We start from the raw sequence: 12,326 nt of genomic DNA, 5'->3' as shown, positions 1-12,326 counted from the left end.
AGTTCAGAGAAAATTCAATCAAGCAATTTGTAGGGCTTGCCCAAAAGTTTTAGGTTCAGGAAGCGGTTCGCCGTTCTGACTTGCAGAGTCGATCAAAAGTTCTAAAACTTCATGAGCATTCTGCATCGCCTCTTGATAGGTGTCACCGTGTGTATGACAGAACTCCCCCCATTCAGGCAGACTGACGACATAACACTCATCTTCATTCGACCACTGGATAATGACGGTGTAGTGAGAATTCATTCGTGACCTTCCTGTTCTCCTTTAATTTCTGCTAATCGGCTTAGTGCGTTGTCTACATCGTCTTCCTGATAACGCTTGGCATCCGCACTATCCCTGCCTGAAAGGGTAAGTTTGCCAGGTAGCAAGGGATGAAACCACTTGGTATGACTTCCTTTACCGGGCTGGTAGTCAAATCCCGCTTGCAGCAATAGACGTTTTAGTTCTCGAATCTTCTTGGGCACGTAGAATTCTATTTCTCTCCAGTTTAGCGCTTTGTAAAGCCTTCTCTGGATGTCACGATCGCAGTACTCCCAATCTCCACAGGCGCGGTATACTCCTCGGAGTAAACAGACAGAGATAGCAATGGTAGCGGTAGCAATTCTGGCGGCGGGGCGGGGAACGCGCATGAAATCGGACTTGCCGAAAGTCCTTCATCAACTGGGGGGGCGATCGCTGGTTGAGCGGGTGTTAGACAATGCCGAACAGATTCATCCCTCACGGCGGCTCGTGATTGTAGGCTACCGGAGCGAATTTGTTCAAGAGTCTCTGAGGGAGAGATCGGGCTTAGAATTTGTCGAGCAGCCTCAACAGTTGGGAACCGGACACGCAATTCAGCAGTTGCTTCCCCATCTAGAAGGCTTTGAGGGCGATTTGTTGGTCTTGAATGGCGATGTGCCTTTGCTGCGACCTCAGACGTTGCAACGGTTGCTCGAGACGCATCAAGATCACGGCAACGCTGCAACGATTCTCACGGCTCAAGTTCCTAATCCTAAAGGCTATGGGCGCGTTTTTTGTGACGGCAATAATCTGCTAACCCAAATTGTTGAAGATCGTGATTGTAGTCCGGCCCAAAAGCAAAACCGTCGTGTGAATGCGGGAGTTTATTGTTTTCGCTGGTCAGATTTGTCAGACGTTTTGCCCAAACTGACGACTCGCAATGATCAACAAGAATATTACCTGACCGATGCGGTGAATTATCTCAATCCTGTGATGACCGTCGATGTCGAAGATTATCAAGAGATTTTGGGAATTAACGATCGCAAACAACTCGCCACCGCTTACAGCATTCTGCAAACTCGCATCAAAGATGATTGGATGGCGCAGGGCGTGACGTTAATTGATCCAGACAGCATTACGATCGATGACACAGTACAACTACACCCCGACGTAGTGATCGAGCCGCAAACTCATCTACGCGGCAATAGCATTATTCAAACCAGAAGTCATATTGGGCCGGGAAGTTTAATTGAAAACAGTCATATTGGCGAAAATACAACCGTTCTTTTTTCAGTTGTTCGAGATAGTGTGGTGAAATCAGATTCGACGATCGGCCCCTACGCGCATCTCAAAGGCCATGCAGAAGTTGGTTCTAATTGTCGAATTGGTAACTTTGTTGAATTGAAGAATACGACGATCGGCGATCAGACCAACGTTGCACACTTGTCTTATCTGGGCGATGCCACCATTGGTACAAAAGCAAATATCGGCGGCGGCACCATTACAGCCAACTACGATGGTGTGAAAAAACATCGAACGGTAATTGGCGATCGCAGCAAAACAGGCGTGAACAATTCCCTCATTGCACCCTTAACGATTGGAGAAGACGTCACGATCGCCGCAGGCTCTACCATTACCGAAGATTTGCCGAATGATTGTCTAGCGATCGCGCGTGCCCGTCAAGTCGTCAAACTGGGCTGGAGATTAAAGTCAAAAGAGTGAGCGATCGTTAGAATAGATTCAAAGATTCGGCCAAGCTGTATGTCTTATGACTTCACTCATTCAGCCACCAAACCCAGTTGAAGAACAACGAGTCATCTTACCTGGCGTGACCTGGCAGCAATATGAAAACTTACTCACGACGCTAAGCGACCAGACTGGGCTGCGGCTGATCTACCTCGAAGGAACACTGGAGATTTTTATGCCTTCTTCAGAACACGAAATGCTGAAAAAGGTGATTGCCAGACTTTTAGAGCGCTACGCCGAAGAAGTTGACATTCCCCTACACGGCTACGGCTCGACCACATTTCGACGAGAGGCAAAGGCGCGAGGGCTAGAACCTGACGAGTGTTACTGTGTGGAAACACTTAAGGAACTGCCGGATCTTGCGATCGAGGTCAATCTGACCAGTGGAGGCATCGATAAGTTGTTAGTGTACAAAGGGCTGGGCATTCCGGAGGTGTTGATCTGGCAAGATCAGCAGTTGACGCTCTATGATCTCCGTGAAGCTCAATCTAGAGCAGTTGTACGAAGCCAGTTTTTCCCAGACCTTGACTTACAAGTATTGGCACAATACATTCGACCTCAAGAGCAACCTCAAGCGGTTAAAGAATTTTTGGCGGTGGTGCGATCGCAAAAATCCTAGGCATAAAATTCAGAAGTTTAGCGATCGTAGAGATTTTTAAGTCCAGTCAACTTTCCAAGTAAGTGCCCACAGAGAACCTTAATAGAAGCTTTCAGTTACTCCGTATTTCCTCAATATGAACTCTTACAGTTCACTACTCTTGCAGCTACTCGGCTGTCGTTAACTCTTCATCAAAATCATTAATTAGGTTCGCTTGTCCCTTTCTATCTACCTCTTGCTTGATAACTCTTTTTGAAAGCTCACGACTAACAACTTTTGCTCGTTCATCAAAGAACTTATCGTAGTCGTCGTCCCATATACCAAAAGTATTCAAATCCTCTATTAAGTGAGTTGCCATCGTGCTACTCAGATTTGAATTTTCGCGAAATTTAGCCATATATTTTGAGGGCGCTTTCGCTCCAATTTCTCTTTTATTGAGAAAATCATCTACTATTGTGATGTTTAAGATGTGGTTTATGTAAAAACTCCCGTAGTCCTTAGCTCTTAAATGCGCTTTTGGGAAAAAGTGATGATAGTTCTTGCTATTTGCTTGTTTGAGCCAATAATTACTAATGTTAACAATTGCATTGTCATTGAAAGACTTTGGTTGATGATATGAATAGACACATAGTATTGCTTTGATGTAACTTCTTGCGGCACTAAACCATCCATTGTTCTTGATAAACTCTTCTGAAGTATCAATTGACCAATCATAATTTGGTAACTCATCCAACAGGATTTGATCAATCCTTTTTATGTCTTGAGCTAGTTTACTCTCTACTGAGGATGAATATCGACCAGACAGTGAACATCTCCAAAAAAAGTCCTCTAAATATTTTTGCTTATTCCCAGTTGGTTTATCATTATGGTGAAAAAAGAAGTATGAAAAGGGAATTATTAGTGCGTTATACGGAAGTAGTTGAGAGACAGGAATTCTGTATGAGTTTTTGAAGTATTCTACTGTTCGCTCTATAGAATCTACCGCCTGCCCCCAAATATTAATGAAGTCATTCTTGTTAAGTTGTAGAATGACCTGTCTCTTGCACTCCTTGGAGAGAATGATGGAAACAATCTGAAGCACTGTAGCATCCGAAATTGTTTCGTAGTTGAAAGGCTTCAAATTTTCTATCAGTTCCTGAAACTTCTCTGACAAATCAAAGTTTCTCTCATAGTCAAATGTTTTAGCGGCCATAATCTCAAACAAGGACAATGGCTTTCCACCAACATTGATTCTGGTGAAAATTTCTGTAGCAATATCTATAGGAGCATCTCTAACAAGGATAATCGAGTATTGATAACTCTCAATTCTGTTCTTATAGGTTCCCAGCTTCTCATGATACCTCTGAGGGTATGACGCTAGAACCTGAAAGTCCCCCTTCAGCAACGCGAGAATGCTGATTAGACTACTTTCATCCTTTCCTTCAAGGTCGGTGATAACAATCTGCTCAGATTCCTCTACATCGAGATCAACAAATATCTTTGAGAAGTCATCTTCCCTGCCATCCTCTCTTTTTAACATAACGCCTCTCAGACTGGCAAACAAGCTGGTTAGTCTCTGTTGTCCATCTAGGACATAATCAACAAGTTCGCCTTGTTCAGGGTTTGGCAGTACCTGCTTACCAATATCTTTGACCGAGCGAAGTCTTTCCCTGGTTCTCCAAAAGATAAACGTGCCCACTGGATAGCCTTTGATGATGCTGTCTATGAAACCAGCCGATTTCTGCATTGTCCAAACAAAATCTCTTTGGAATTGCGGAATTTTGATTTGCCCCTTCTCAATATCACTTACCAAGCTGAAGAATGTCCTTGTTTGTGGTTCTGGCAATCTCATTTCAATTTCTAGATAAACTCAGCAGGCGGTCTTATCATAGCCTCACTTGATCTCAAGTAGCCAATATTACCCTACTGATTGGCAGGAAGGACTTCACTAACTTCGCGGCGCTCAATCCCAACTGCCCCCCTATTCCCTAAATTGTTAAGAAAGGTAGTACTAGAGTTCTCGCTAACTGATGCATCTGAATCCAATGCAAGAAACTCACCCGTCTTAGATTAGATGGAAAGAACACCCATTTCCTCGGACATCTCTAGGGTGTCGCCCATCTTTTCGCCTGTGTGGTAGGCTGCAAGAAGAACTTCGCTGGTTTTGCCCCAGGCGATCGCGCCCTCTGCATCTAGCCCGATCGCGCCCAAATCTCGTTTGTTGGTGTGAGCTTCTTTGATCGATCGATCAAACGCACCTAATAGCGACAAGCCATCTGCAACACGAATCACAATTTTGGCCGCCAAACATTCGTCAATGATGTCTTCGCCAATTCCTGTACAGCTCACGCCCGCCTTGACCGTGGCATAGTTTCCGGCTGGCATGGCCGAATCGCTGACCCGTCCAATCCGCTCAAAGCCTTTGCCTCCCGTGGATGTGCCTGCTGCAATGTTGCCCTGACCATCTAAAACGACGACCCCGATCGTTCCTCTTCCGGCCTCGCTGACTAATTCCTGTTCTGCGACAACTCCCGCCATTGCTTTGTTAAAATTGCCCTCACGCTCCAGCATCCATTCTTTGAGACGCAACTCGGTCATCGGGTCGTAGAGCGGCAGTTGCAATTCGCGTAGTAATTCTGCTGAACCGAAGTCAGAGAGAATGCGATCGTCCGAGGTTTGCAAAAATTGGGCAAGCTCGATCGGGTTCTTGACGCGCGAAGTATTAATCACACCGCTAAATCGCTGAGTCGCCCCATCCATCAGGGCAGCACTCATGCGAATCTGACCATCAGACTGCAAAACCGAACCCGTTCCCGCATTAAATCGGGGATCATCTTCCAAAAGCTGACAGCCATGTACGACTGCGGTTTGAGCCGTTGCCCCATCTTTGAGCAGCGCGTAAACGTCCTCGACAACTTTGTAGAGCGATCGTCGTACCGCATCTGCGCCTCCCTTCCCCTTAAGCGAACTGCCAGCCCCACCGTGAATAATGAGCTTGGGTTGGATGCGATTTGCAGTCATGAATTAAAGCCTCAAGAGAATGATCAAACGATCGCTGGGTGGATCAACAGTTCATTATCTCTGATGGTGGATCAACTCAACGTTCGCCAATCACGAATCGTTTGCTTCTTTTGCCTGAGATTTGCGACGACGACAACGTTCTGAGCAGTACTTTACATCGTCCCAGCAGTCTTCCCACTTTTTGCGCCAAGTGAAAGGCAGCCCACAAACGGGACAAATTTTAGTCGGCAAATCGGACTTTGAGCGGGCACGAGGCATGGTGACTAAGGTATTGAACCATGTTACTGGATTCCTCTAGCTTAAACGCTGTAGCAAATTCTTCATAAAAAAATCTCCCCTGCCTCTTAACTAAGACAAGGAAGAAAAGTTTTGCTGCGAAGCTGCACCTGTTCAGACGTTTCTAATCGTTGGTTCGCACTGATTTACGAGAACGGAGCATCGCGGCACCTGCCAGCAAAATAGCAGCGATCGCACCTGGTTCGGGCACTGTCTGGGTAGCAGGCTCTTCATCAGGGGTTGGGTTCGGAGCAGGTGGCTCAGGGGTAGGAATGATGACCGGAGGCTCGGTGACCGGAGGAATCACAACCGGAGGCTCTACAACCGGAGGAATCACAGCAGGAGGCTCGGTGACTGGAGGAATGACGACGGGAGGAACAACGGGAGGTTCTACAACGGGAGGAGTGATCGGAGGAGTGATCGGAGGAATGACAACGGGAGGAATGACAACGGGAGGAGTCGGGATGCTTCCAGCAAAGCTTGGTTCAGCCGTGTTGGTGCCGTATTGAAAACGCACATTGCTGATCGCCTTGGCAAGGTCAAAGCCAGCCGGAAGTCCAGATACGCCAAAGGAAAAGACTACAGATCCCTTAATCAAATCGCGATTGAGTCCGCCATTACCTGTCGTGGAGTTGTCACCTGCTGTCACGATGCCATAGTCTAGACCGCCGACGTTTTCAGTGCCAGACAGATTGGCTGAGGTGTCGAAGCGATTTTTGGGGCCAAAAAGTCCCAATCCTGCGGCGCTCATTCCGTAGTTGTAACTCGAACTGCCGATCGCCAGCTTAGAGTTAAAGCCCCATTCGCCGCCAACGTTTGTGGTGTTGGGGCTACCGCCATAGATGCTGGAACCATTGCCCAATCGTGCAGAAATGGGATTGAGCTTTAGATTATTGCCAATGTCAAAAAACAGTCCCGTCAAAACGTCTGTGGGAACTAGAGAATCGGCTGTGCTGGTATTGTTGAGCGCGATCGACAACACGTTATTCGATAAATCAAAGAGGGCGGATGCCGATCGTCCAGAGTTGGTACCAGAAAATAGAACCGAAGAAGTAGATGCGGTCTGCGGGTTCACTTGTGCGAAAGCTGGCGCACTTCCCAAAACGGAAAATAAGCCGAGTGCTACGAGAATTGACTGACTTGCTCTTGACGCGAGAGAGAATTTAAACATTGCGTGCAGAACCTTGGGAGTGTATGTATAAATCTATACCCAAAGATTGATGAATATCCGACCCTTCTATCGAGCTTAATCCAGTCTTCACCTAAGTTAAAAATGAGAAAGCTCTAATAAAATCACTACGTGTTATTTACTATATTTATGTGTAATTTGTAATGCCAAATAGTCGTTAACTACAGATATACACTTAGCTAACAGGTTTTATTTCTTTTCTATCGTTGCGATCGCCCCTTCTGAGTGGCCTTGTCTATGTAAAGCTAAGGATGCTGACCTTGTATTTCTGATTCTCTTGATGAGCGAAACTGCACTTTCTCACATTCGTATTGTTTTGGTGGAGCCAGCCGGGGCGCTAAATGTGGGATCGAGCGCGCGCATCCTCAAAAATATGGGGCTGAGACGTATGGTGCTGGTCAATCCCAGTTGTGATCCGCTGTCAGCCGAGGCGCGACAGATGGCAGTCCATGCTGCCGACCTGTTGGAATCCGCCGAAATCGTCCCGACGCTGCCCGATGCGCTTAAGGGATGTCAAAGAGCGATCGCCACCACCGTTCGTACCCGCTCCGTCGATACCCCGTTAGAGCATCCCAGAACTGCCCTACCGTGGCTGCTGGGAGGCATTCCAGAAAATCAGTCACAAGAAGGTCAGAGACTACAGTCGGCCTTGATCTTTGGTTCTGAAGATCGAGGCTTAAGCAACGAAGAACTGAAATATGCACAACGCTTTGTCTGTATTCCATCGAGTCCTGTTTATCAGTCGCTCAATCTGGCGCAAGCGGTGGCCATTTGTTGTTACGAGCTTTATCAATGGGTCAGTCAGCCAATAACGATCAATCAACCCATTTCTACACCCCCTTACAATTCAGAACTCGCCTCACTGGATGACCTGGAAGGCTACTACCAAAACCTTGAGGAATTGCTGCTTAAAATTGGTTATCTGCATCCTCACACGGCCAGCAGTCGCATGGAGAAATTTAGACGACTGTTAAATCGTGCTTATCCCGCTCCGACGGAGGTGGCTCTGCTGCGGGGAATTTTGAGACAGGTGGCCTGGGCGATCGAGACTCAAAAGCCGCGATCGTAAGTGCGAGTGACTCATTTAGGATTGCTATCTATCTAGCAATTCTTCTCAAATGTTTATTATTCAACCAACCACTTTGACGAACTCAATGTAAAATCCCTACATCTAGTGGGAGCGCTCGATCGTTCCTGTCAAAAAATCGTCACACAAAAGGCGTTAAACCTGGCTCAAAGCCTGTTCATAGATCGCTTGACTAAAGAGAGGAAGACCTAAATGCGGGATGGCAACGATCCAAATGCGCCTTTTGAGGGCAATGCTTCAGAAGAGAGACTTTCCCAACGTCCTGTTAACCAGCGGCTGAGACGCTTGAGCCAGCCTCCAGAGCCGCGTCCGATTCAAAAAACTCGACGACGTACCCGCCCTGAACCAGCCTCCCGAAAAGCGCCCCTTTCTTTGCAAAAACCGCCAGTCGATGCCTTACGCCCCAGCTTTAAACCAGAGAACGATCGCCCCGAAGCCAGCCGCAGACGACCTGAGAAGCGCGATCGCAAGCCCAATCCTGCTGTTAAAAAAAGCCAGTCTGATTTGCGTCGTCGCCAGCGATCTCTCCGAGATACCCGCCAGGGGTCGCCCAAGCCCTATGCCACTCATCCAGCCAGCGTTCGACCGATGGCCAAGCCTGCTCTTCTGAGAACGCGATCGGGAGCCGCCCTTTTGTATGGAACTCGCCTGCTGATCTTGGGTGTGGGTGTGGGTGTGATCGCCGGAACCATTTTGTCTGTTTGGGACCCTGCCAGCCATTTCACCGCTGGAGCTTCTTCAGAAAAGACAGAAGTCACCTCAACGCCGCCCGTCTCAGAAACGCCAACGCTGCAACTGGGGCAAGAAATCACGCCGCTCAAAACACAGATTCAGACCTTGGTCGCCCAACAGCCGCAACTGACCGCAGGAATGATGGTCGTTGATCTAGATACCAACGCCTACTTCAACCTGAATGCGGCAACTCCGCTTCCTTGTGCCAGTACGATTAAGCTACCTATCCTGGTTGCTTTCTTTCAGGATGTTGATGCGGGAAAGATTCGTCTTGATGAGATGCTAACCATGCGTCCTGATCTGGTAGCAACCGAATCGGGAGATATGCAATACCAGCCTCCGGGCACCCAGTTTAGCGCTTTAGAAACGGCAACCAAGATGATCACGATCAGCGACAACACCGCGACAAATTTACTGATCGATCGCCTCGGCGGTAAAGATGCCCTTAACCAGCGCTTTCAGTCTTGGGGCTTGATGACTACCTCGATTCGCAATTTGCTTCCTGATGTCGAAGGAACCAACATGAGTAGTTCTCAAGATCTGGTGTTGCTGCTAGGTCTAGTTAGTAATGGAAAATTGTTGTCGATGCGATCGCGCGATCGGCTGCTGGAAATCATGCGCCAAACGGTCACCGATACTCTACTACCGAGCGGACTGGGAGAAGGCGCGACGATCGCTCACAAAACAGGCAATATTGGCGGCATGACGGGTGATGTTGGACTGGTGGATATGCCCAGCGGTAAGCGTTATCTGATTGGTGTCATGGTGAAGCGGCCCCGAAATGATGATCAGGGTGAAGAACTGATTCGTCAAGCGTCTCGGATCACGTATCAGTATTTTAGTCAACCCGCTTCTAACCAAAATGGGACGACTCCTCAAGGGGCCGTACAGCCGCGATCGAAGATTGCTCAACCTTAAAACAAACTAAACATTACGTAGAAACGCATCACTTCTCAGTTAGCAGTGCGCTTTGCTTAACTCAACACACCCGACAGGTAACGGTTTTGTCTAGTTCATAATCCTTGAGTGTTCCAAAACTGACTCATTTCTCTCTTCAAATATTCCTTCTTTAGAGAGACGCTCCGATCGATCGGGGTCACTACGCTTGGAGGATACTCAGAACATTACCGGAACCCATGCTGGGAACTGCGCTGCATTCACCATGAAATTAAATTCATCTCGGTTTAGACAGGTTTTCCTACCGATTAGTATCATTGCGTTTGCTATTTTTACAGGCAATCTGCGAGCGAATGCAGAAGATCCAAACTCAACAGAGTCTTTACCAGTCAACCAGTCTGAGATTGATTGGGAGCGGGTTCGATCCAACAAACCTGCTCAAGTTAGTGTGGCTCAAATCGCCAGCAGAGTTGCTGATCCGATTCCGGGTGAGGTGCCGACTTCTGCAAGCGAGTTGACTGGAGGGCAAGCATTCCTGACTGCTCAAACTACTACAACGCCCGGTGTTGTCACGCCTGCAAATGGGGCAGATACGTTAGCGCCTTCCGGCTCGATTACTGCGCCTAACGCAACGCCTAATGCAACACCTAACGCAACGCCTAACACAGTGCCCAATACTGGTGTAAATCAGACCCCTGTAGAATCGACTCCTCAGACTCAACCTATCCAAACGCCTGAATCTACCCCTCAAACGACTCCGAGTCCGGCGGCTCAGACGACAGAAGTTTCTCCGGGGCGAGTGACACGATCGGGGTCTAGCTACGTTGGAGTGGGCGGCAACATTGGCATTGGTAGTGGAGACACGGAACTGGGACAGGGTAGCTTTGCGGTCTTGAGTAAAATTGGGCTGCTGCCGTCGGTATCTGTGCGTCCTTCGGTGCTGTTTAGCGATGATGTGACAATTTTGGTGCCTGTTACCTACGACTTTAGTTTTGGCGAAGGGCCAACGGGAGGACTTGGGTTTGCTGCGGCTCCTTTTGTGGGTGTTGGGGTTGCGATTTCGACGGGTGATGACGCTGAGGTGGGGTTGTTGCTGACTGGGGGGATCGATGTGCCTTTGAGTTCTCAGTTTACAGCGACGGCTTCTGTCAATGCTTCGGTAACGGGGGAAGCCGCGATCGGGATTCTGCTAGGCGTTGGATATAACTTCCAGGGCTTCTAAAAGCGGATTGTATTGAGCATTAAATTGTATTGAACGTTAAAAGGGCAATTGGTGAAAGATAGTTTTCTGATCCAATTGCCCTTATTTTATACCAATTGTATTTAATGTCTATTTGATGTGCTTGATGAAGTTCCTTCACTTCGTTATTGAGAGCTTCTGCCCCCAGCCCCTCAATCTAGGGGACTTTAAGAGAAAAATTCTAGATCATGCATTTGCAATCTATTGAATTTTTTGCTTCGCTGGTTGGTTGTGAATCATTACTTTTTGTTTGTGGTCGTTTTTGTGCGTAATACAATAGGGGCATTGACGCTGCGATCAACAATGGTAGTCGGTAATTCTTGATGGTAAACTCCTGATGGAATTAGACCACAGCCGCCATATTGGGACATAACTCGCTGTTGGGCCATGACATCTTCGCCACAGTGATTGAGCGGTAGGTCTTGCCAAAAGTTAAAGCCGCCGACAGAGCGAAGTTTTTGAGTGTCATATATTACGCAACCGCCTACCCAAGCAACTCGGTATTTGCGAGGATTTTTGGGGTCGAGGTTGAGACGCTGTTGTAGGTGAAAAAGATTGGCAGCATTGTGTAGTCGCCAACGTTCCCATTCTGGCATTCCGGGTTGCAGGGCTTCGGGGTGAACTGGCTCATCCCAAAACTCGATCGCTTGCTCGTGGGGTCGAATGTCATCGACAAAACTGAGTCCCGTCAGCGCGCTTCCGACAAATCCACAGCATTCTTGCTGAATTGCAGTCAGCATTTGCTCAATTACATAAGATTCTAGAATCAAGTCATCATCGAGAAACAGTGCGTAAGGTGCAGTCACCTGGTCAAGGAGAAACTGTCGCTGCTCGGCCATTCCTCGACGCGGGAGATGTCTGTGCGTTGCGATCGAATGCTGGTGCGATCGCAACACTCGTAATGCTGACTGCACTTCACCAACCGCGATCGCGTCGAATGTTTCAGTCTGATCAGAAATGACAATGCGAAAATTCTGAAACGATTGAGCGATCAAACTGGTTAATGTGACGGCTAACGCTGAGGGGCGATTGTAGGTAGGAATGAGAACATCAACGATCGTCATTTCAACAATGCTATGAGGAATAGAATCTTAGAATCGTGAATCCAATAAACCCGGCAATCAATTCGCGGCTAGTCAAACAAAACCTGCCTTCAGGTTAATACCAAATTGATCTTTGAGTGCTACAGATCTTGGAGAGCAACCTAAATCCCCGACTTGTGGAGGACTTCAAGCCAAAGAAGTCTCGGATTCTCAAACTCCCTCAGAATGGGGAATTTAGGGAGCGAAGGATCTGTAGCATTAACAAATTGATTGGGTATAGGACGCTTTTCTAGTTTATG

Annotated in this window: 12 protein-coding genes; 5 read left to right on the top strand and 7 right to left on the bottom strand. The window is 47.7% G+C overall.

From position 1 onward, the window contains the following. Positions 1-18: 18 nt before the first annotated feature. Both ACKFKH_RS11760 and ACKFKH_RS11755 read right to left on the bottom strand, forming a co-directional pair. Complete coding sequence (locus ACKFKH_RS11760; protein ID WP_446858479.1) at positions 19-243, bottom strand: type II toxin-antitoxin system HicB family antitoxin; 225 nt, start codon at positions 241-243, stop codon at positions 19-21. Then, a complete protein-coding gene (locus tag ACKFKH_RS11755; protein ID WP_446858478.1) occupies positions 240-629 on the bottom strand; it encodes a type II toxin-antitoxin system HicA family toxin in 390 nt (129 codons plus the stop codon). The genes ACKFKH_RS11760 and ACKFKH_RS11755 overlap by 4 nt, the downstream gene beginning before the upstream one ends. Here ACKFKH_RS11755 and glmU point away from each other — a divergent pair. After that, positions 586-1,941: a bifunctional UDP-N-acetylglucosamine diphosphorylase/glucosamine-1-phosphate N-acetyltransferase GlmU gene (gene glmU / locus ACKFKH_RS11750; protein WP_446858477.1), complete on the top strand. Its 1,356-nt coding sequence runs from the start codon at positions 586-588 to the stop codon at positions 1,939-1,941. The two genes, ACKFKH_RS11755 and glmU, sit on opposite strands and share 44 nt — an antisense overlap. A 46-nt stretch (positions 1,942-1,987) precedes the next feature. Then, positions 1,988-2,584: a Uma2 family endonuclease gene (locus ACKFKH_RS11745; RefSeq protein WP_446858476.1), complete on the top strand. Its 597-nt coding sequence runs from the start codon at positions 1,988-1,990 to the stop codon at positions 2,582-2,584. A 145-nt stretch (positions 2,585-2,729) separates the two neighbouring features. On the opposite strand, the gene ACKFKH_RS11740 is transcribed toward ACKFKH_RS11745, so the two are convergent. From ACKFKH_RS11740 to ACKFKH_RS11725, 4 genes are all read right to left on the bottom strand, one after another. Continuing rightward, positions 2,730-4,394, bottom strand: coding sequence for a GmrSD restriction endonuclease domain-containing protein (locus ACKFKH_RS11740; RefSeq protein ID WP_446858475.1), 1,665 nt, complete (start codon positions 4,392-4,394; stop codon positions 2,730-2,732). A 218-nt stretch (positions 4,395-4,612) separates the two neighbouring features. Beyond that, a complete protein-coding gene (locus ACKFKH_RS11735) occupies positions 4,613-5,563 on the bottom strand; it encodes an isoaspartyl peptidase/L-asparaginase (RefSeq protein ID WP_446858474.1) in 951 nt (316 codons plus the stop codon). A 90-nt stretch (positions 5,564-5,653) separates the two neighbouring features. Continuing rightward, a complete protein-coding gene (locus ACKFKH_RS11730) occupies positions 5,654-5,821 on the bottom strand; it encodes a DUF2256 domain-containing protein (protein WP_446858473.1) in 168 nt (55 codons plus the stop codon). Positions 5,822-5,963: 142 nt separating this feature from the next. After that, complete coding sequence (locus ACKFKH_RS11725; RefSeq protein ID WP_446858472.1) at positions 5,964-6,914, bottom strand: XDD4 family exosortase-dependent surface protein; 951 nt, start codon at positions 6,912-6,914, stop codon at positions 5,964-5,966. A gap of 394 nt (positions 6,915-7,308) precedes the next feature. On the opposite strand from ACKFKH_RS11725, the gene ACKFKH_RS11720 reads away from it, so the two are divergent. The 3 genes from ACKFKH_RS11720 (at position 7,309) to ACKFKH_RS11710 (ending at position 10,966) form a co-directional block, all read left to right on the top strand. Beyond that, entirely contained in the window at positions 7,309-8,097 is a 789-nt protein-coding gene (locus ACKFKH_RS11720) for an RNA methyltransferase (RefSeq protein WP_446858471.1), read from the top strand. Between the two features lie 210 nt (positions 8,098-8,307). Further along, the gene (locus tag ACKFKH_RS11715) at positions 8,308-9,765 is read left to right on the top strand and encodes a serine hydrolase (RefSeq protein ID WP_446858470.1); all 1,458 of its coding nucleotides are present in this window, start codon (positions 8,308-8,310) and stop codon (positions 9,763-9,765) included. 244 nt (positions 9,766-10,009) lie between these two features. Continuing rightward, entirely contained in the window at positions 10,010-10,966 is a 957-nt protein-coding gene (locus ACKFKH_RS11710) for a hypothetical protein (RefSeq protein WP_446858469.1), read from the top strand. A gap of 257 nt (positions 10,967-11,223) precedes the next feature. Here ACKFKH_RS11710 and ACKFKH_RS11705 read toward each other — a convergent pair whose 3' ends face one another. Next, on the bottom strand, positions 11,224-12,048 hold the full coding sequence (locus ACKFKH_RS11705) for a glycosyltransferase family 2 protein (RefSeq protein WP_446858468.1): 825 nt from the start codon (positions 12,046-12,048) through the stop codon (positions 11,224-11,226). Positions 12,049-12,326: the final 278 nt, after the last annotated feature.

This window comes from Phormidesmis sp. 146-20 (genome assembly GCF_052939475.1).
The sequence above is the reverse complement of the archived record's forward strand: the minus strand, read 5'-3'. Positions and strand labels throughout refer to the sequence as shown.